Annotated in this window: 16 protein-coding genes; 5 read left to right on the forward strand and 11 right to left on the reverse strand. The window is 70.1% G+C overall.

The window, feature by feature from the left end:
- Positions 1 to 328: 328 nt before the first annotated feature.
- Positions 329 to 976 carry a hypothetical protein gene (locus Q1A87_RS13760; protein WP_299652295.1) on the reverse strand — a complete coding sequence of 216 codons (648 nt, stop codon included), beginning with the start codon at positions 974 to 976 and terminating at the stop codon, positions 329 to 331.
- 152 nt (positions 977 to 1128) lie between these two features.
- On the opposite strand from Q1A87_RS13760, the gene Q1A87_RS13765 reads away from it, so the two are divergent.
- Entirely contained in the window at positions 1129 to 2130 is a 1002-nt protein-coding gene (locus Q1A87_RS13765; protein WP_299652297.1) for a sulfotransferase, read from the forward strand.
- 117 nt (positions 2131 to 2247) lie between these two features.
- On the opposite strand, the gene Q1A87_RS13770 is transcribed toward Q1A87_RS13765, so the two are convergent.
- Positions 2248 to 3225 carry a hypothetical protein gene (locus Q1A87_RS13770; RefSeq protein WP_299652299.1) on the reverse strand — a complete coding sequence of 326 codons (978 nt, stop codon included), beginning with the start codon at positions 3223 to 3225 and terminating at the stop codon, positions 2248 to 2250.
- 99 nt (positions 3226 to 3324) lie between these two features.
- Here Q1A87_RS13770 and Q1A87_RS13775 point away from each other — a divergent pair, with 99 nt between their 5' ends.
- Both Q1A87_RS13775 and Q1A87_RS13780 read left to right on the forward strand, forming a co-directional pair.
- A complete protein-coding gene (locus Q1A87_RS13775) occupies positions 3325 to 5118 on the forward strand; it encodes an ABC transporter ATP-binding protein (protein ID WP_299652301.1) in 1794 nt (597 codons plus the stop codon).
- Complete coding sequence (locus Q1A87_RS13780) at positions 5115 to 6083, forward strand: hypothetical protein (RefSeq protein WP_299652303.1); 969 nt, start codon at positions 5115 to 5117, stop codon at positions 6081 to 6083. Before Q1A87_RS13775 ends, Q1A87_RS13780 begins: the two co-directional genes overlap by 4 nt.
- Positions 6084 to 6099: 16 nt before the next feature.
- Here the strand turns inward: Q1A87_RS13780 and Q1A87_RS13785 are convergent, their stop codons facing one another.
- The 3 genes from Q1A87_RS13785 to Q1A87_RS13795 are packed head-to-tail and all read right to left on the reverse strand — an operon-like array spanning position 6100 to position 10288.
- Positions 6100 to 8004 carry a glycosyltransferase family A protein gene (locus Q1A87_RS13785; protein WP_299652305.1) on the reverse strand — a complete coding sequence of 635 codons (1905 nt, stop codon included), beginning with the start codon at positions 8002 to 8004 and terminating at the stop codon, positions 6100 to 6102.
- The gene (locus Q1A87_RS13790) at positions 8001 to 9182 is read right to left on the reverse strand and encodes a glycosyltransferase family 61 protein (RefSeq protein ID WP_299652307.1); all 1182 of its coding nucleotides are present in this window, start codon (positions 9180 to 9182) and stop codon (positions 8001 to 8003) included. The genes Q1A87_RS13785 and Q1A87_RS13790 overlap by 4 nt, the downstream gene beginning before the upstream one ends.
- Positions 9179 to 10288, reverse strand: a complete 1110-nt coding sequence (locus Q1A87_RS13795) for a glycosyltransferase family 4 protein (RefSeq protein WP_299652309.1) — start codon at positions 10286 to 10288, stop codon at positions 9179 to 9181. Before Q1A87_RS13795 ends, Q1A87_RS13790 begins: the two co-directional genes overlap by 4 nt.
- Positions 10289 to 10707: 419 nt before the next feature.
- On the opposite strand from Q1A87_RS13795, the gene Q1A87_RS13800 reads away from it, so the two are divergent.
- Entirely contained in the window at positions 10708 to 12144 is a 1437-nt protein-coding gene (locus Q1A87_RS13800; protein ID WP_299652311.1) for an NAD(P)/FAD-dependent oxidoreductase, read from the forward strand.
- Positions 12145 to 12148: 4 nt separating this feature from the next.
- Positions 12149 to 13612, forward strand: a complete 1464-nt coding sequence (locus Q1A87_RS13805) for a hypothetical protein (RefSeq protein ID WP_299652313.1) — start codon at positions 12149 to 12151, stop codon at positions 13610 to 13612.
- Here Q1A87_RS13805 and Q1A87_RS13810 read toward each other — a convergent pair.
- From Q1A87_RS13810 to Q1A87_RS13835, 6 genes are all read right to left on the reverse strand, one after another.
- Entirely contained in the window at positions 13545 to 14441 is an 897-nt protein-coding gene (locus tag Q1A87_RS13810) for a glycosyltransferase (RefSeq protein WP_299652315.1), read from the reverse strand. The two genes, Q1A87_RS13805 and Q1A87_RS13810, sit on opposite strands and share 68 nt — an antisense overlap.
- Positions 14442 to 14468: 27 nt before the next feature.
- On the reverse strand, positions 14469 to 15488 hold the full coding sequence (locus Q1A87_RS13815; RefSeq protein WP_299652317.1) for a glycosyltransferase family 2 protein: 1020 nt from the start codon (positions 15486 to 15488) through the stop codon (positions 14469 to 14471).
- 17 nt (positions 15489 to 15505) lie between these two features.
- Positions 15506 to 16435 carry a glycosyltransferase family 2 protein gene (locus Q1A87_RS13820; RefSeq protein ID WP_299652319.1) on the reverse strand — a complete coding sequence of 310 codons (930 nt, stop codon included), beginning with the start codon at positions 16433 to 16435 and terminating at the stop codon, positions 15506 to 15508.
- Entirely contained in the window at positions 16432 to 17583 is a 1152-nt protein-coding gene (locus Q1A87_RS13825) for a hypothetical protein (protein WP_299652321.1), read from the reverse strand. Before Q1A87_RS13825 ends, Q1A87_RS13820 begins: the two co-directional genes overlap by 4 nt.
- On the reverse strand, positions 17580 to 18569 hold the full coding sequence (locus Q1A87_RS13830; RefSeq protein ID WP_299652323.1) for a glycosyltransferase: 990 nt from the start codon (positions 18567 to 18569) through the stop codon (positions 17580 to 17582). Before Q1A87_RS13830 ends, Q1A87_RS13825 begins: the two co-directional genes overlap by 4 nt.
- Before the next feature lie 281 nt (positions 18570 to 18850).
- On the reverse strand, positions 18851 to 19564 hold a 714-nt coding region (locus tag Q1A87_RS13835), incomplete at its 5' end, for a type IV secretory system conjugative DNA transfer family protein (RefSeq protein WP_299652325.1).

The following is a 19564-nucleotide window of genomic DNA, read 5'->3' on the forward strand; positions in this document are numbered from 1 at the left end:
CACCCTCTAGACGACGGCGCAGCCGTAGACCGCACCGTTCGAGACACGTGCCTACGAACCAAGCCTCTGTCTTAAGCTTGGCCGGACCGGAGACCTCCGGCTATGGGAGGTCCGGTCAGACGGCGTTGAAGCGAGAGCTGCCGTTCGTCTCTGCCGCGGCGAACTCTCGATTCGGGCGGATTGTGTTAAAAATTCCCTCAACCCGCGTCTGCAGGTCTTGGACCAGAACTCTGTTCTACCGAAGATCGAATTCACCCTTTTTCAGGGCATTAAATTTATCGTCACCAACGAAAACCCTTTGCCTAGAACCTGACGGGATCGTGTCCGATCAGTTCGCCTTCGTGCCGCCGGGGGTCATCGGCCAAAGCGGGGTGGTAGGCCGCCCGCCGCCCAGAGCGGAGAACGACATGCCGTCCGAGGGTCTTATGATCCAGTTTTCCTCTACGCCCGCGGCACTGACAAACTCAAACCACGACTCATGGAGTTGCCAGAGGCGACTTCTGCTGGCGAACCAGGGGCGCATTTTGTTGCGCCGGGTCCTTGCCCCTACAAACTCGTCGACATTGGCCCGCAGGTGCCGGAGGGACGACCTGCGCACGACCTTCTTCCAGAGATCCCGCCGCCGCCGCACCGAGCGCTCGCGAAGGATGTCCGGGTCTTCCCACAACGTCAGGACCATTTTACTCCGGGCTGTCCATACGAGATCGAGGACGGGATCGATGTCGAAGGACAGGGCGTCGTAGAACGTGATGGGTCTGAAGATGTCGTAGTGCAGGATGATCCGCCGCGGACAGGCTTCCGTTGCAGCAGACGTCATCAGATCCATTGCGTTCATGACGCTGAAACCGGCCAGGTCGATCGCCTGAAGGTCTGTCGGAAGCTTCGGCCGGTCAGGACCTTGGAGCTTTTTCAGGAAGGTCGTCTTGCCGGCGCAGGACGCCCCTGCGACGATGATTACGCAATCGATGGTACTCATCACCGGAATTCGACCTGAACGTCTGATGGAAGCCGTTGTGGTTTTGACGTTGCCCCATAACGGTTGGAATGTCGACGGCTCAGGATGCGTCGACATGGCTTCGGATCCATGTGAGAAACCGAATTCGCCAAACGTCTCGAAGGATTTGGACGATGGTTACCGACAAGCCGGAAGATGCCAGCCCTAAGGGAGAGCATGCCCGTTTGGACGACCACTCCGTACCAATCTTCGAAGGTGGCAAGTCTCGGCGGCACGTGCGGCAAAGCGTTTCCCGCTTCCGCGCCATATCGGTCTGGTCTGCGTTCCGATACCGGGCCGCCCTCAAAGATCTACGCACCTTCGTCCAGTTTGCCGGATGGCCGCGCTCGGGGCATTCGCTGGTCGGCGCGCTGATCGATGCGCACCCGCATGCCGCGATCGCCCACGAACTGGATACGATGGGCCTGTTCCGCAAGGGCATTCCCGCGGACCGGCTTCCAGCCCTCTGTTTGGCAAACGCCGCAGCGTTTACGGCCGCCGGGCGGCACTGGAACGGGTTCTGCTATGCTGTTCCGGGCGCATCTCATGGACCTGCGAAGACCCTGCATGTCGTCGGCGACAAGAAAGGGGATTGGGCGACACGCTGGTCGGCGGAGGACCCCGCTCTCGTCTCGCGTCTGGCATGCCAAAGTCGTCTCGATTGCCGTTGGATCCTCGTGACCCGACACCCGCTTGATAACATTTCGACAATGTCACTCAGACGGGGCCGCGCGTACGACAAGCTCCGGATCTCGGGGGAACAAGACATGGGTACTGCGATTCAGAGCGCTCAGCAGGACGGTCGGATTGCCGCCGAGGTCAACGATGCAATGATCGCAGATTATTGCGCCCTAGCCGCATCGGTCGCGGCAATGAAAACGCAGATGCCATCGGAGAAATGGTTTGAGATAACGTACGAGACGTTCACGGAACGACCTCACGAGAGCCTTGAACGGTTGGCTGCTTTCCTAAGCCTCGATCCAGACCCGGCATGGCGAGACCGGGCCGCCGCACTCGTCAAGTCTGATCGGAACAAGAGCCGACACAAGCTGTCTTGGCGCGACGATCAGCGCGAGCGGGTGGCGGAGGTCATTGCCGGTCACGGCTTTCTGTCAGCCTATATGGATCGCACATGACTAGGATCGACCCCCGGGATGAGGAAAATTTCTAGGAACCGGCCGCAAGCAGTATCGGGGCGGGCAGTTGAAAGTTCCCGAGCTGTCCGGCGCGCGGGCGTGCTCCTTGCCGCAAGGTCACGGTCGCGTCGGGGCCGATCCGGTCTTCGCTGGCCCCAAATGGGGAAACCGGTGCCGCAGACGCGCGGCGAGCCGCATGCCCAGCATCAGGCGGCGCCAACCGGCGGCCGGCGGGCGGGCCAAGCCGAGGACCACGTCCTCGGGTCGGATGCGACCGTGGCGGGCGAGATAGTCCAAGACCTGCGTGCCGAACGCGCGGCCGGCCGTGCTGACGCCGGGCGTGGCGAGGCGGCGCTCGAGGCTGGCCTGCCGGCCCGCGGTCCAGTTGTAATGGTCGACGCGGAACGGAAAGCGCAGCCGGATCGCCGGATCCTCGATGCCTGGAAAGGTCGCGAGGCGTGCGCCCGCTAGGAAACGCGGCGCGGCCCCTTCGCCCCATGGGTTATGGCCGCCGCGGCTGGGCAGCACGTCGCCGCGATGCATCATCAGCTTGACGGTACCGTCGAGGCTCGAGCGTCGGCGTCCAAACAGCGCGACAGCCACCTCGGCCGCGACCGGGAACTGCGCAGCCAGGGCCGGCTTCGCGGCGACGGGGGCGAGGGTTCCGTCCACGGCGAGACGGTCGATCATCACACCCTGGACGGCGTTGTACCCCTTTCGCTCGCAATAGCGGGCGATGGCGGCGGGGGTATCGGGATAGGCGTGATGCTCGTCGGCATCGGCGTTGAGGACCCAGTCCTCCGGCCGGGCGATGCGCATCTGCAGGGCCCGCCGCTCGGCCCACATCGCGTCGCTTGTATAGGGCGCGATCCAGCGATGCGGTCGGGCGGCGCCGTGGGCCGCGAGCACCGCCTCCGCGGCGTCGAGCTCCGGCGCGTCGGCGCGTCCGGCGTTCAGGATCAGGTGGATGTTCGCGACCGGCACGCCGAGCGCGGTGTAATGCGCCAGGAAATGCGTCAGGAAGCCGGCTTCCAGCTCGACTCCCAGACAGGAGATCACCTGCAGGTCGATCGTGTGATTGGGGGGGCTGGACAAAGGACCTCCGCTTGACGGACGTAGCGGGGGCTAACCTACGCGACCGCGTTCCGGAAGACCGGGCGCCGGTCCCCCCGCTATTCGAAGCGAGCCCCTGTCATGAAACGTACCTATGCCCGCATCCTGGCGCTTCTGGACGCGAAGCAGCGCCGGAACGTCGGCCTTCTGGTCGTCATGATGCTGGTCATGGGGCTGATGGATCTGGCCGGCGTCGCCTCGATCCTGCCGTTCCTCGCGGTGCTCGGCAATCCCGGGATCATCGAGGACCGCGCCGCGCTCGCATGGATCTACGACGGTCTAGGCTTCACCTCGAACTACGCGTTCCTACAATTCCTCGGCATCGCCGTCTTTGTGGTGGTGATGAGCTCGATCGCGCTTCGGGCCCTGACCTTCTACTTCGTCACCCGCTTCGCCCGGGGCGTGGCGACTTCGCTCGGCATTCGCCTGCTCCGGCAATATCTCGCCCGCCCCTTCGAATGGTTCCTGTCGCAGCATTCCGCCGATCTGGGAAAGTCGGTCCTGGCGGAGGTGAACCAAGTGGTGACCGGTTCGATCGGTCCGGCGATCCGGATCATCGCGAACGCCATCGTGCTGTCCTTCCTGGTCGGTTTCCTTCTCGTGCTCGAACCCGTCGGCGCCCTCGTCATGGGCGTTCTGCTCGGGGTCTGTTTTGGTTTGATCTACCGTCGCCTGCGGGGCCATCTTCTGGAGATCGGCCAAGACCGCAAGATTGCGACGCGGGAGCGCTACAAGATTACCACCGAGGCGATGGGCGGTATCAAAGAGGTGAAGACGCTCGGTCTCGAGGATATCTTCGTGAAGCGTTTCCACGACCCGTCCTGGCGGCTCGCACGTCATCAGGCTTCGGTCTCGCTTCTGGGCGAGATGCCGCGCTACGTGCTCGAGGCCTTGGCCTTCGGCGGTATGCTGGTCTTTATTCTCTACCTGCTTTGGAGCCACGACGGCAGCCTCGATACGGTGCTGCCGGTTCTGGGCGCCTTCGCCTTCGCGGGGCTGAAGCTCATGCCGACGATCCAGATCCTGTTCCGGGATCTGGCGCAGATCCGCTTCGGCGAGGCCGCCCTCGAAGCGCTCCACGACGACCTCGCCGTGCCCCTTCCCCCCACGCCGAAGCGGCGCCTGAATGGAGAGCGGCCGATCCGGTTGCAGCGCGAACTCAGGATGGATCGCGTCAGCTATACCTATCCCGGTGCCGCGCGGCCGGCGCTCGACGGGCTTTCTCTCGTGATCCCGGCCGGAACCAGCGCCGGTTTCGTCGGGCCGACCGGTGCGGGCAAGACCACGGCGATCGACGTGATCCTAGGCCTGCTCCTGCCCGCCTCGGGCCAGCTCAGCGTCGATGGCATCCCGATCACGAGTGAGAACCTGCACCATTGGCAGGCCGAGATCGGTTACGTGCCGCAGACGATCTTCCTATCCGACGACACCGTCGCGGCCAACATCGCCTTCGGCGAGGCCGAGATTGACCACGAAGCCGTACGACGCGCGGCGTGCCTCGCCCATCTCGACGAATTCGTGCAGACCCTGCCGCAGGGCTACGACACCGTCGTGGGCGAACACGGCGTGCGGTTCTCGGGCGGCCAAAGGCAGCGCATCGGCATCGCCCGCGCGCTCTACCGCAATCCCGACATCGTGGTCTTCGACGAGGCCACAAGCGCGCTCGACAACGTGACGGAGCGGGCGGTGATGGAGGCGATCCGCACGCTCCACGGCCAGAAGACGGTGATCATGATCGCCCACCGCCTGACGACGGTGGCGCAATGCAACACGATCTTTTTCCTGCGGGACGGCCGCCTCGACGGCACGGGCGACTACGACGCCTTAGCGCAGGAGAACGGCGCGTTCCGCAGCCTCGTGGCGGCGGCGCAGTGAGCGGGCGGGAGGACGTGCCGGGGCGGCCGCTCCATCTCCATATCGGGCTTCCCAAGACCGCGTCGACCTTTCTGCAGGGCCAGATTTTTCCCGCCCTCGACCATCTCGCGGTGCGCACCGTCCCCCGCACCCGCCTGTTCCGGGAGCGAGCCGACGCGGCCGCCGAATTCCGCACCTTCGCCTGCGCGCTCCGCCGTTCGGCGACCCTCTGGCCGTCGATCGGAGGACCGATCCTCGACGAGCTTCTGGGCCCGGGCGACGACGGCCGGCGCGGCCTTCTCGTCTCCGACGAGGCCATCGGGCGGGCGGCGAGCCGGCCCGAGGGGCTCGCCGCGCATCTCGCGGCCTTCGCGGCCCTCGCCCGGACCCGCGGCTTCGCGCGGCCCCGCATCGTGGCCTTCCTGCGGCGGCAGGATCACTGGCTGGCCTCGCATTACGCGCAGATCTCGGACCGCAAGCGCGGCGCTGGCGAGGCGGGGTTCCGGGCGTCGGTCGCGGCCACGCTGGACCCCATGGCGCAAAGGCACGGCTTTGGCACAATGCTCGATTACGCGGCGCTCAGGGCGGCGCTCGTGGATGTCGCGGGCGAGGACGGGGTTCTTCTGCTGCCCTACGAGGCGCTCCGGGCCGAACCCGAGCCGACGCTCCGCCGTCTCCTCCACTGGCTCGGCACGCCGGGCACCGTCGCGGAACGGCTCGTGACTGCGAAGGGCCGTGCCAATGTGCGCTCGGACACGACCGGGGGCGCTCCGCGGTGGCAATTGCGTCCGCCCTCGATTCCCCTGCTGCGCGGCCGCAGGCTGGCGCTGCCGGCGAAGATCTGGCCCGCGCACCGGATCTCGCTTTCCACCGACCTGTCCCGCCGCATTCTCGGCGCCTACGGGGACAGCAACCGAGACGTCGCGGCGGCGACGGGCCTCGATCTCGGCCGCTGGGGCTATTTCGTCGAGCCTGATTCGATCTGAGCGATCCCCGTTCGTCCTAGCCGGAAGAGGCCTGCCCGGACCTTCGCGCGTGGTATCCGGCTTCGAGGCGGCGCAGCCCGGCCCGTAGGGGATAGGGCGCCATCATGTAGGGCAGCCAGGCCAGATGCGCCCGGCCGGGCTTCTCCGCGAGCGCCGCGAGCACCAAGGCGCGCCCCTTCCGGGCCAGCCCCTCCGGCTCGCGCAGCTCGCGCCGGGCGCTCTCCATCAGATAGGCCCGCGCCTGCCCGGTCCGACGCAGGGCGTGACGGTTGCGCCGCCACAGCATCTCGCGCGCCGTCATGTTGGCGCGGAACGCCTTGGAACGCCGGTCCGGCCCGTCGTCGCGGTAGACCACGAGCGGGTCGGGCACGGCGGCGACGTCGTAGAGCCGAGCCAAGCGCTGCAGCCAGTCCCAGTCCTCGATCGCGGGCAGGGACGGATCGAAGCCGCCGATCGCCGCGAGGGCCTCGCGGCGGACCAGCCCGCTTGAGGTCGGCGCCCGGACCGGATTGTCGAGGAGCGCAACGTCGAAGATGCGCCCCGACGGCCCGGCCTGGTGCGCGACCGTTTCCGCGGGGCCCGCGATCTCGATGCCGGTATGGCAGAACCCCACGCGGGGCGGCAGGGGCAGCATCATCGCCATCTGCCGCGCGAGCTTCTCGGGCCGCCAGAGATCGTCGGAATCGAGGAACGCGATCCAGTCGCCCCGGGCCTCGACCACGCCGCGGTTGCGCGCGCGGGCGACGCCGCCGTTGCCCTGCCGGATCACCCGCAGGCGCGGATCGCCGATCCGGGCGAGCCGGTCGGCGGTCCCGTCGGTCGAGCCGTCGTCGACCACGAGAAGCTCGAGATCCCGCCAGCTCTGCGCGAGGACGCTCGCCGCGGCCTCCGCGACGAGGGCGGCGCGGTTCCAGGTCGGGATGACGACGCTGACCAAGGGACCGGTGCGGGGCAGGGGGCCGGTCGGTGCAGGGATCACTGCCGACGGAGGCGTCGTTGCCCGGGGCGTCCGCCACTCGGCGTGGCGCATGGCCAGCCGGGCGGCGAGATCCGCCGTCCGATGGCAGAGGACGTGTCCCGGCGGGGCTCCGCCCGCGCGGCGCAGGAGGGCAGCGATCTCGTCCGCGACCGTATCCCCGTCGTCGTCGCGCGCCAGCTCTCCGAGCGCATGGGCCAGGGGGGCGCGATAGGCACGGAGGCGCCCGGTCTCCTCGAGCGCCGCGACCGTGTTCGCGAGCGCCCGGAGCCGCGAGCGCAATCCCGCCTCCGAAAAGCGGCGCCCGCTCAGCGAGACCGACCCCGCCGGCGCCCGGCGGTAGAGGGCGAGGCCGTCTGCGATCGGGACCCCCTCGACCCCGCGCACGAGCGCACGGCGCACGAGGTTGCCGTCGTCGTCGCCCCGGGACTCCGCATCCCAACCGCCCGCGGCCTCCAGCCCCGTCCGCGTCCAGAGGACCGCGCAGGGCGGCCAGTAGCGCCCGGTGAGCCAGCCGGCGAGCAGATCCTGGCCCGGCCGCGGCGGCGGGACGGAGGGCGGACGGGCGATCCAGGCTTCGCCCTCGAGCTCGTAGCGGTCCCAGGGACACAGCGCGAAGGCGCGGTCCCGTCCCTCAAGCGCGGCGACGAGGGCGGCGAGCGTTGGCGGGGTCACGAGGTCGTCGGCGTCGAGGAACATCAGCCGGTCGCCCGTGGCCGCGTCGGCGCCGACGTTGCGCGCCACCGTGGCGCCCCGGGCGGGGCCGGCCAGCACGCGCACCGGGGGGCCGAAGCCGGCCGCGACGGTGCGGCTCTCGTCGGTGGAGCCGTCGTCGACCACGATTACCTCGTCCGGCGGTCGGGTCTGGTTGAGCACTGCGCGCAGCGTCTGTGCGAGGAAGGCGCCGCCGTTGCGGCAGGGCACGACGACGGAGAGGCGGGTCATCCGGCCGCGTCCAGCGCGGCCGCCACCGCCTCGGGGTCGACCGCGAGGTCGCGGCGGAGCGGATGGCCCGCGCCCATGCCGCGGGCCGCGACGTAGCCGTAGCGATGGCCGAGTGCGGCGGCCATGGCGTAGAAGTTCGGGTTCGGATAGCCGGGATCGGCGATCTCGACGATGGTCGTGCCCGGGGCGCAGAACAGCATGTTCGCGAGCCCCGCGCCGTGCGGGGCGAGCAGGAGCCGCGTCCGCGCCATCAGCGCGACCTGTTCGTCGAAGCCGAGCCGCTCCATCTCGACCACCTCGAAGCCGCGCGCGTGCAAGAGCGGCTGCAGCGCCTCCTCGCCTAGAAGGCTGCGCCCGCGGGCCGAGCGTCGGCTGACGAAGATGTTACGATCCGCCGCGGGCGAATCCGTAGCGGCGGCGCGGGCGGCGCGGAGGAGCTCGGGACGGAAGCGGTCGCATTCGACCACGAGGAGTTCTCCGGCGGCGAGTACCGCCCCGCGCGGTAGCTCGGCCGCGGGCCGAATCCCGATCCGCGCGAGGCTTGCGTCGAGCCAAGCAGGACGGTCCGCGGGCAGGACCAGATCGCCTAACAAGCCCCGGTCGCGCAGCAGGACGAGCTTGCCCAGATGCGCGGTGAACCAGTGCGCGTAATTGTCGAAAACGCGCTCCGCGATCCAGACGGCGCGCCGCCGGTGCATGTCGGGGGCGCGCCGTGCGAGGGGCGCATGGAAGGGGCGGTGGCGGATCTCGCGCAGGTCGAGGCTCCGGCCGGCCCCGTCGAGGATCGCGGGGGCGAAGTCGCCGGCGGGCGTCTCTCCCGCGAGCACCCGCGCCTCCGCGATCCGCAGGAGGCGGGTGGGGCCGGCGAGGCGCGCCGGCACGTCGCGAAAGGCGAAGCCGAACCAGCCGGGATCGGCGGAGAGATCCGAGGCGGCGCGCCCGAGGGGGAGGTCGCCCCTGACCGTGGTGGCGGGATGGACCGTCTCCGCGACCGCCGCCTCCGCCGCCGGGACGTGGCGCCGATAGCGCCCGCCCAGGACCGCGGGCGGCAACCCGGCCTGCGCCGCCTGGCTGCCCCAGCGGTCGCGCCACCAGCGCAGCCGGCGGCCGGCCCGGCCGCGGAGGCCGGTGATCTCGGCCTCGGCGGGCGAGACGTAGAGGGGCACATGTCGGCTCATGGCTGCTGCATCTTCGTAGCGTCGCGGCCCGCGAGCGTCCGGAACAGCGCGGCGTAGCGTCCGTAGCAGGCATCGTCCGAGAAGTGCTCTGCCCGCGCCCGGGCCGCCTCGCGGGACAGCCCGCTTTCGGGGGAGAGCCCGTGCGCCAGCGCCGCGCGGAAGGCGGGAACGTCGTCCGATGGAACGACGATTCCGGTCGCCGCGGTCAGCACGTCCGGGATGCCGCCGATCGCGGTTGCGACCGCCGGCGTGCCGCAGGCCAGCGCCTCAAGGAGGGCGAGCGGCATCCCCTCGCGGCGGGAGGGCATGGCGAAGAGCTGCGCCCGGCGCAGCTCGTCCCGCAGCGCCTCGGGCTCGAGATGACCGGCGAGGCGGACGCGCGCGCAGAGCTCGAGTTCCGCGATCCGCTGCTCGAGCAGGGCGCGCTGCGCGCCTTCCCCCGCGATCGTACAGCGCGCCTCCGGCAGCCCGGCCAAGGCCTCAAGGAGGATATCGAATCCCTTGTTCGGCAGGAGCCGCCCCGAGGCCACGATCCGGCCCGGCTCCGCCTCCGGCGGGCCGGGACGCCAGAACGCAGTGTCGGCGCCGTTCGCAATCATGTGCAGCCGGTCCCCGGGGGCGCCCCGCGACCGCGCCACGCGCGCGAGCTCGTCCGAAACGACCGTGACGGCATCCGCGGCGGCAAGGAAGCCCGGCAGCCGCGCCGACATCCCCGGCATCGGGTCGAGCAAATCGGCGCCGTGACCGGAAAGGACCAGCCGGTACCGGAAGACCGGGCGCAGCGCGAAAAAGTAGGCTGCCGCGCCGGTAACGAAATGCAGGTTCACCACGTCGGGCCGGGTTCGAGCGAGGAGGCGGGCGAGCCGTAGGAGCGAGCGCCCCGCGCCGGGCAGCGCCTGCAGCGCGGGCCGACCGTCCCGGCCCGCCCCGACTTCGAGGCTTAGCCGCGCGTCGGGCTCCGTCTCGTCGGGGCCGGCGCGGACCGGCGCGAGATCCTGCGCCGGCAGCGTCTCGACGAGGCGGTCCATCATGCGCTGCACCCCGCCGCGATCCGATCGCGGCGTGGCCGAGACGAGCAGGACCCGGGGAATGGGCGGCGCGATCATGTTGATCCTTGGTAGGTCGGGTCCGGACGAGCTATAGATTCCGCGTCCCGTTGCGCCAGCCCGAAAGCGTCCGTTCCGGGACCAGCATCCGCCGCGTGGCGTTTTCGCGGAAAGACCATATTTACAGCAGACGCAATGTCCGGAACCGCACTCAAATCCCTGCGGCGAGAGAAGAATCGCCGATTGAAGTTTCTACGGCGCGGCGCGTGTTTACAAATCCTTGGACCATGTTTAGCCAAAAAGATTAACGGCTCGGCGTTGTATGCGGGTTAACCCGAGGGAAGTAAGCATTAACGAACTTTCTTGGAATCCGGAACAGGATCGGTTCGCATCAATTAGTCTGGGTGCGGTCCGTTCCTCAATCCGGTTGCCTGCGGCCGATCCTTCAAGTGCTGACGTTTTGAATTAGAGGTTGCCCGATGCGAACTACGCAGGATGTTTCGATCGTCGGAGCCGGACCGGCCGGCCTGACGGCGGCCTACGAGCTCCTGAAGAACGCGCCGGACACCAATGTCCGGGTCTTCGAGGCGGGCAAGCTGGTCGGCGGCATCTCGCGGACCGAATCCTACAACGGCTTCCGCATCGACATCGGCGGGCACCGCTTCTTCACCAAGGTCGAGAGGGTCAGCGCGCTCTGGCGCGAGATCCTGGGCGAGGCCTTCGTGAAGCGCCCCCGCCGGAGCCGGATCTACTACCGCGGCAAGTTCTACAATTACCCGCTCAAGCTCTTCAACGCCCTGGGGAACATCGGGCCCTACGAGTCGACGCGCATCCTGCTCAGCTACTTCAAGTGGAAGGTCTTCCCGAACCGGAGCGAGGAGAACTTCGAGCAGTGGGTCATCAACCGCTTCGGCGGCCGGCTCTACATGCATTTCTTCGCGAGCTACACGGAGAAGGTCTGGGGCATCAAACCCAAGTACATCCAGGCCGACTGGGCGGCGCAGCGGATCAAGAACCTGACGCTGCACAAGGCGGTCTGGAACGCGATCTCGGGGGCCAACGACACGGCGAGCCTGATCGAGGAGTTCGATTATCCGCGCACTGGACCGGGCCTGATGTGGGAGCGCTGCGCCGAGCTCGTCGAGGAGGCCGGCGGCCGGGTCGAGATGGAGACCCGCGCGCTGCGCTACGAGCGCGAGGGCAACCGCATCACCGCCGTGATCGTCGAGGGCGCGGACGGCGAGGAGCGCGTGGAAGCGGATCATTTCGTCAACACGATGGGCCTGCGCGACCTCGTCGCCGCCATCGACCCGCCCCCGCCCCCGCATGTGGTCGAGGCCGCGGAGAAGCTGAAATACCGCGATTTCCTGATCGTCGCCCTGGTCCTCGACGACCGCGACCCGTTCCCGGACAACTGGGTCTACGTCCATTCCCCCGACGTCCGCGTGGGCCGTATCCAGAACTTCCGTTCCTGGTCGGAGGACATGGTCCCGAACGACACGCAGGCCTCCATCGGAATGGAGTATTTCTGCCAGCAGGACGACGACATGTGGGCGAAGTCCGATGCGGACCTGATCGCGCAGGCTGCAGGCGAGCTCGAGACGCTCGGCCTGAGCCGCGCGGAGCTTGTCTCCGATGGCATGGTGATCCGCCAGCCCAAGGCCTATCCGGTCTACGACGAGAACTACAAGGACGCGGTCGTGGTGATCGGGGACTGGATTCAGGGGCTCGAGAACCTGCAGACGGTCGGACGCAACGGGCTGCATCGCTATAACAACCAGGACCATTCGATGCTCACGGCGATCTACGCGGCCGAGAACATCCTCGGCGCCGAGCACGACCTGTGGAACGTGAACGTCGAGCGGTCCTACCACGAGGAGATGCAGATCCCCGCGGACAAAGAGCGCGCCGCCTGACCTCGTGCCGCAGGTCCAGGCCGCACCGCTTCTGACGCTCCGGGGGGTGCCGGTCCTTCTCGGCGTCGCCGTCCTGCTCACTTGGCCGATGATGCTGGGCGCGGCTGCCTACGTCTTCGCGGACACGCCGAGCTACCTCAACGGCGGCGCGCGGATCTGGGACGTGCTCACGAGCTTTGCGGAGGCGATCGCCCGGATCGGGGAGGGCCCGGTTGCGGCGAGCGACGACGCGCTGGCCGACCTGTCGGTCAACGCGCGGGGGCAGTCGACGACCGGGCGGTCGTTCCTCTATTCCTTCTTCGCCTTCGCGACGGTCTCGTTCGGCGGGGCCTTCGCCTTGGCGGTCGCGCAGGGCTTCCTCGTGCTCCTCGTCGCGGCGGCGCTTATTGGCCCCGAGGCGCTGGCCCGGCCGAAGCGGCTCGCCGCGGGCACGGCCTTCGTGGTGCTGGCGAGCAGCCTGCCGTGGTACGCCGACTACGTCATGCCCGACGTGCTGGCCGCGGTACCGATCCTGTTCGGCGCGCTCCTCGTCAGCCGGTTCGCGCTGCTCTCGTGTCCCCAGCAGGTCACCGTCACCGCGGTCACGGCCTTCGCGGCGGCCTCGCATTACGGCCACGGCCCGCTGATGTTCGGGATCGCGGCGCTGGCCGTGGGCGTGCAGCTCGTCCGCCGGTCCCTGACCCTGTCTGTCGTCCTCGCGACCCTCGCCGTGGTGGCCTTCGCGCCGCTCGCCAACGTGACGGCGAGCACGGCGGTGCTGAAGGAGACGAGTCTTGCACCGAAGCGCCTGCCGATCCTCCTTGCGCGCTCGCTCGAGGACGGGCCGGCGCGCTGGTATCTCGAGGACGCCTGCCCGGAAGCCGATCTGGCCTTCTGCGAGGTGTTCGGCGACCAGGTGCCCAGCAATGTCGGCATGTTCCTGTGGACGCCCGAGGGGATCGACGACATCACGCCCGCCCAGCTCGACGCGATCCGGGCCGAGGAGTTCACGATCCTGCGCCGCGCGTTCCTGAGCTACCCCGTGCAGCAGACCGTCTCGCTTTTGGGCAATTCGGCGCTGCAGATCGTCCGGGTCGGGCTGGACGAGCACCGCGCCGCGGGTCCGATCGGGGACGACATGCAGTATCGGGGTCCGGCCGGGTCGACCGGCGCCGCGCTGATCGGCGCGTTCGACGACATCCTGCCTTGGACCACGCTTTTGGGCGCGCTCCCCCTTCTCGCGCTGGCGCTCGCCGGGCGTCTCGACGGAGTGCAACTTCGCATCCTTGCCCTGACGCTCGCAGGGCTCGTGCTGAACGCGCTCATCTTCGGGGGGCTCTCCGCGCCGGTGGACCGCTACCAGGCGCGGGTGATCTGGGTTCTGCCGTTCCTGTCGGCGCTGTTCCTCGCCGCGGCGGAGTTCAGGCCCGCCGCCGCCGCTCGCGGATCCGCGCCGCGCCGTAGCCTGCGATCATCGCGACCTGACTAAGCCCGATCAGGGCGCTCTGCCCCAGCCTTTTGTGCCCCGGGCGGCGCAGCGGATAGCCCAGCATGCCAAGGTAGAAGCCCGCCCCCTCGAGCTTGGCGCGCGTGTCGGCGCGCGTATCCATTGCCTTGTGCAGATCCCTCAGGCCGCGGCCGTAGCCGGCATGCTGGCGCCAGAACGAAGCGAGGTCGAGCGCGTGCGCGTGGTCGACCACGGCCGCGGGCTCGTAGAGGAGCGTCCCGCCGGCGGCGCTCCAGCGCAGGCTCAGGTCGCGGTCCTCGGAGGCCACGGCGAAGTCGCCGAACCCCCCGACCGCGAGGAAGTCCTCCCGCCGGAAGCAGAGGTTGTTGGTGGTGAAGAAGGTCATCGCGCTGCCGCGGGACTGGTAGAAGTCGTAGAGATAGCTGCTCAGCGACTGGCTCGCGGCTGAATAGACATTGCGGTGGAGCGCGTTCTCGATCCGCCCGCCCACCAGCCGTTGCGCCGCGCCCCCCTGCGCCGCCACGAGCCGGTCGAGCCAGTCGGGGCGCGGGCGGCAATCGTCGTCGGTGAAGCAGACGAGCTCGGCCCCCTCGGCCGCCCGCACGCCGGTGTTGCGCGCCTGGCCCGGCCCGGCATTCGCCTGCCGGATGCACTCGACCCCGTCGAACGCGGCGCAGACCGGGGCCAGCGGCGCATCGCTGCCGTCGTCCACGACGATCGTGCGGACCGGCCCGCCGTCGAGTTGCGCCAGCGTCTCGAGACAGGTGCGAAGCTCCGCCGGCCGATTGTAGCTGGCGATGACGATGGCGGTGCGCCGCCTGAACTCGCTTGTGTGATCCGTGCCGGTCATGGCGATCCTTCCGTAATTCCCGGCGCGCTAGCGCGCTCCCGCGCCGGCCGCATCTCCGCGGGGCCCGCAGAGCCGGTCGAGGCCGGAGCGGACCCAGAAGAAGCCGAGCCCGCCGCAGAGGTAATGCACCCAGAGGACGGGCAAGGCCGCGACCGTGTCGCCCGGACCCTGTTCCCGCCGGAGCCGCGCGAGGAAGCGCCGGTTGGCGAAGGTAAGCAGCGCGAAGGACGCGAGGAGAAGCGCGAGGCCCGCCCCGGGTGCGACGGCGAGGACGAGCAGGCCCACGAGCGAGGCGGCGACGCAAAGGACGGAGACGTGGCCCGCGCGGCTCACGTTCAGGGTGGCGGGCGCCGCCCCGTGGCGCGGCGCGGCGAGGAGGCGCGCCCAGGGGATCGCCCGGTCGAGGAGGTCGGTCCGCGCCATCCCGGCGAGCGACCAGCGCTTCAGATGCGTACCCTGCAGCGCGGGGCAGATCGCGATCGGGCGGCTGCGTGCGTGGAGGCGCAGGCCGAACTCCACGTCCTCCATCATCCGCTGCCCGCTGTCGAACCCGCCCTCGGCCTCGAAATCCGTGCGACGGACGGCGCCGCAGCCCGTCCAGAAGGTCGAGGCCGGCCCCGCTCCCTCGAGATGGACGTGACGATGCAGCATGTTGCGGATGCGGCTCACCCGTCCGGGCGCGGCGGGCCGCGCGTCGTAGGCGCCGAAGATCGCCGCGTGGTCGGGATGCGCGGCGAAGAAATCCGCGATCACCCTACGCGCATCCGGGGCCGCGACCACGTCGGAATCGACGAAGAACAGGATCTCCGCCTCCGTCGCGGCAGCGCCGCGGTTGCGGGCCTCCGCCGCGCCGACATTCCGGGCGAGCCGGATCGGCTCGACCCCGCGGGCGCGACAGATCGCGGCGGTGCCGTCCGTGGAGGCGTCGTCGACCACGCGGATCTCGTCCGGCGCGAAGCCGGCCGCGAGAAGGCCGTCGAGGCAGGCGCCGATCTCGCTTGCGCCGTCGTGGACGGGCACGACCGCGCCGATCGTCGGCTCGCGCATCACCGGCCCCGGCACCTCTAGCGCGTCGCCCGCGCCAGCAGCGCCTTCAGGCGTCCCGGCAGGACGAAGTTGCCCAGATGGAACAGAAGCTCCGCCCGGCCCGGCCGGGCGAAAGCCCGCGCCTTGCGCAGGAGCGCCAGGAGAGCGCGGCGGTCTCCCTGCCGCGCCGCGCGGATCGAGGGCAGGGTCAGCAAGAAGGCCGAAGCCGCCGCGTCGGAGACCAGATCCCGCCGCGCGTCGATCCAGGCCACGTCGTCGCGCCAGTCCCCCTTCATGGAGATTCGGTCGCGGTCGTCCATCCGCCAGACCGACCACGGCCGCTCCGGCGCGGCGAAGACGAGGCCGGTCCCGACCTCCCGCGTCGCGCGCAGGAGCCAGTCGATATCCACGAACCGTTTGCAGTCGGGGTCGAAGGGCACCGCCTCGAAGAGCGCGCGGGGCGCGAGAACGGTCGAGGTCTGCACCGCCCCGTCGCCCGTGGGCGGCTGCCGGCGGCGGAACAGGTAGTCGCCCGTGGGCTCGTCCGGGGCGGGCAGGCGGCGCGGCCAGAGGAACTCCTCGGTATCGTTGCGCGCCAGGAACCGGCAGGTCACGATCGGGCAGGGCAGCGGGCTCTCTTGCGCGGCCGCCATCTGCGCGGCGAGCTTTCCCGGCAACCAGAGGTCGTCGTCGTCGAGAAGCGCGATCCACGCGCCCCGCGCCGCGCGGATGCCGCGATTGCGGGCCTCGGCGTTGCCCACATGCGCGCCCGGGCGGACAACGCGGAGGCGGGGGTCGTCCACTCGGGCGAGCGCGGCGATGGCGGCCGGGTCGTCGCCGTCGGGCACCACGATCACCTCGAGCGACGGCCCCGCCTGCGCGAGCGCCGAGCCCGCGGCCTCGAGCACCATGTCGGGGCGCCCGTAGGTGGGGATGACGACCGAGATCTCCGGGACGATGTCGCTCACGGGGCCGGGCCCTCCCGCTCGAGGAGATACATCTGCCGCAGGCCCGAGCGGAGCGACGTGACCACCATCCGCCGCCCGTCCGGGGACGGGCAGGGATGCAGGTCGCAGCGGAACGGCCCGCGCGCCGGCACGTGGCCCGCGAACCGGGCGATGGTCTCCGAGGCGCCGGTCTGCCGGTCCCATTCGAGGAGCGCGACCTCCTTCCGGTAGGGCGTGTCGAAGACGAAGTGCCGGCCCCCGGCGTCGAGGTGGCGGGCATGGACGTTGTCGGTGACGAGCCCCTCGGCGAGCGGACCGAGATCCTCGCCCCCCGCCGCTGCGTCGCGCACGAGGCGCAGGCCGCCCTTGCGCCAGTAGTAGAGCGTCGCGTCGTCGAGCCAGATCACGTGGCTCGTGGCCGGCGCGAGGAGGCGGGGGTCCGAGCCGTCGAATCCGCAGGTCAGGCTCACGCCCTGCGCGTCGCTCCAGGGGCCGCCCAGGCGGCGCCAGCGGAGCTTCACGGTGAAGCGCGCGCCGCCCGGCGCGATCTTGGCGTGGTTGAACCAGTAATGCATGCGCGTCCGCCGCAGTCGGTCGCGCCAGCCGCGATGCCCATCGAGGAGGCGCACGACGTCGCGGAGCGACAGGACCATGCGGCTTTCGCCCGTCTCCATGTCCATTGCCCGGACGCCGACATCGCTTGGCTGCCGCGGGCCGGGGCCCGCCCCGCCGGGATAGCCGTAGCCGGGCCGCAGCCGGTCGAGCCGCACGAGGTCGAGCGACAGCGCCGTGCGGCCGTCGGGCGCGACGGCGTAGACCTGTCCTGGCAGGGTCCGCGTGGTTCCCGCCGCGACGTCGTGGACCCGCGCGACGATCCGGCCCGCCTCGCGGTCGTTCCAGACGAGACGCGGACCGCCCGCCACCCATTGCGCAAGCGGTCCCTGCTGCCAGGACCAGGCGCGGCTCGCCCCCACGCGGTGCCAGTGGCCGGGGCGGGCGACGTCGACATAGCCGACCTCGACCGCGTCCTCCGGCCCCGGATGACGGTCCGGCGCGGGCGGCCGCCAGCCCGCGACCCGCGCGCCCGCGCCGTCGAAGACCGGGATGTCGTAGTAGGAATGGGCGTGGGCTTCGGGCCCCGAGGTGAGTTCCGTGCAACGCCAAGTCATGTCGCCATCCTGACCCGCGCGGCGTTGCCCGCGAGGCTGGCGGCGAGGCCGGGGCGCCCGCGGCCGAGCCAGCGGGCCTGCCGCCAGAACGCCCGTCCCATCGTGGCGCGCATGTCGGCCAGCACCTCCGGCCCTTCCCGCCGACGGGCGATGGCCGCGATCCGCTCCATGCCGGCGAGACCCGCCCGGATCGCCTCGGGGGCGAGCGGGCGGTAGCTCTGCCAGAGATCGACCGTCGCTGCGACGTCATGGTCCGGCGGCAGGCCATCGAGGTAGGCGCTTTGAACCCGTTCCGGCACGCTCAAGCTCAGCGCCCGCCCGGCGGCTCCGCGCCGGGCCATCAGCGAGGCGCCGTGCACCCGGTAGCGCAGGAGCGGCGCGGCCAGGTTGTCGAGGCGCGCGCCCGCGGCGAGCATCCGCGCCCAGAGATCGCTGTCCTGCGCCGTCCAGTAGGCCGCGTCATAGCCCCCCACGGCGCGCAGGGCGGCAGTGCGGATCATCGCGCCGGGATGGAGGAGCGAGCTGGTGTAGAGTGTCCGGAAGCGGATGCGGTCGGGCCCGGTCAGGGGCACGACCCGGGCGAGTTCCGCGCCCGCGCCGTCGATCCGCACGAAACCGCAGGACAGGGCGTCGAGGCGCGGATCGGCGCGCAGGGCGGCCGCTTGGCGCAGCAGGCGGTCGGGCACGTAGAGGTCGTCGCCGTCGGCCCGCGCCACGAGCGGCGCCCGGACATGGCCGAGCCCGTGATTGAGCGCCGCGGCGAGCCCCATCGGCGCCGCAGTGGACAGCACGCGCAGCCGGGGATCGGCCTCGGCCCAGGCGGCGAGGAGCGCCGGCGTAGCATCGCCGCTCGCATCGTCGACCACAACGAATTCGAGGCCACCCTCTGGCTCGATCTGCGCGCGCAGGCTCGCGATGGTTTCAGGCAGATGCGCCGCCCCGTCGCGCACCGCCATCAGGACCGAGACGGCTGGTCCGCCGGTCACGTGGGCGAGCCTATCAACTCGAAAGGATTTCGTTTCATCGCACCATCCGTCTGCTCGTTCGCTGGACTGCGTTCCTCGTCCTGCGCGCTGTTTACTCGAAGCCGCGCCGCCGTCCGCCTCGTGCCACAACGGGCCGGCATCCCCAAGCGATCGACCCGTACCGTCAGGATTCGACCTTCGAGCCCGAATGCGTCTTCCCTTCGATCCGAGAAGCGAACCTGCCGCATTCGCGACTAGAACCCGGGTTCTTCCAGAAAACATTGCGAGGATGCGCGCAAGTCTCACGACGCCCGCCGCGTCGGCGGGGGCGATGCCATGGGCCGGAACCTCGAAGGGGTGACCTCAGCGGACATCTCCGGGCGGCGGAAATAGATGGCGCGACCGCAGCGTAGCGGCCGCGACCCGCGCAGGACGACGAAGGCCTCGTCGGTGCGAGTATCCTGGAGGAGCTCGTCGGGCTTGATGAGGCTGCGGCGCATTTCCGAACGGCTGGCGCTCTGTCCCGCGCTCGCGGAGGTCGTGCTGCCCCATCGGCCCGAGGTGCCGCGCGTGTCGCCCTCGCTCAGGGCCACGACCCCGTGCTCGCCGCAGGCCTGGGACAGCTCGCGAGCAGTCTCGGGGTCCTGCACGGCGGCGTAGAGGCGCCAGGAGGTGGAATCGTACCAGGCCCGCGCGCCTTCGCGACCCCATTGCGCGACGAGCTGGCCGGCGGATTGGTAGAGCAGGAGCAGCGTCAGCCCGTATTTGCGGCCGGCGTCGCGGGCGACCTCCAGGACGGACATGGGGCCGAGGCGGGCGACCTCGTCGAGCAGGAACAGGACGCGGGCCCGGATGTTGCCGTCGGCCTCGTAGGCGGCGTTCAGGAGCGCGCCGACGACGATGCGGCCGAGGCCGGGCGTGGCCTCCAGCACCTTGAGCGGGATCTGCACGAATACGGTGAGGTTGCCCTCGCAGAGCTCGCGCGTCCTGAAGGCGTCGCCGGAGACGAGGTCGGC

Source organism: uncultured Jannaschia sp. (assembly GCF_947494055.1).
Taxonomy (GTDB): Bacteria; Pseudomonadota; Alphaproteobacteria; order Rhodobacterales; family Rhodobacteraceae; genus Jannaschia.

Coding starts and splice junctions, on each gene's coding strand:
- Q1A87_RS13785 (WP_299652305.1), bottom strand. CDS start 8,004: ATGACCCGCCTCTCCGTCGTCGTGCCCTGCCGCAACGGCGGCGCCTTC.
- Q1A87_RS13775 (WP_299652301.1), top strand. CDS start 3,325: ATGAAACGTACCTATGCCCGCATCCTGGCGCTTCTGGACGCGAAGCAG.
- Q1A87_RS13800 (WP_299652311.1), top strand. CDS start 10,708: ATGCGAACTACGCAGGATGTTTCGATCGTCGGAGCCGGACCGGCCGGC.
- Q1A87_RS13825 (WP_299652321.1), bottom strand. CDS start 17,583: ATGACTTGGCGTTGCACGGAACTCACCTCGGGGCCCGAAGCCCACGCC.
- Q1A87_RS13790 (WP_299652307.1), bottom strand. CDS start 9,182: ATGAGCCGACATGTGCCCCTCTACGTCTCGCCCGCCGAGGCCGAGATC.
- Q1A87_RS13810 (WP_299652315.1), bottom strand. CDS start 14,441: ATGACCGGCACGGATCACACAAGCGAGTTCAGGCGGCGCACCGCCATC.
- Q1A87_RS13815 (WP_299652317.1), bottom strand. CDS start 15,488: ATGCGCGAGCCGACGATCGGCGCGGTCGTGCCCGTCCACGACGGCGCA.
- Q1A87_RS13760 (WP_299652295.1), bottom strand. CDS start 976: ATGAGTACCATCGATTGCGTAATCATCGTCGCAGGGGCGTCCTGCGCC.
- Q1A87_RS13765 (WP_299652297.1), top strand. CDS start 1,129: ATGGTTACCGACAAGCCGGAAGATGCCAGCCCTAAGGGAGAGCATGCC.
- Q1A87_RS13795 (WP_299652309.1), bottom strand. CDS start 10,288: ATGATCGCGCCGCCCATTCCCCGGGTCCTGCTCGTCTCGGCCACGCCG.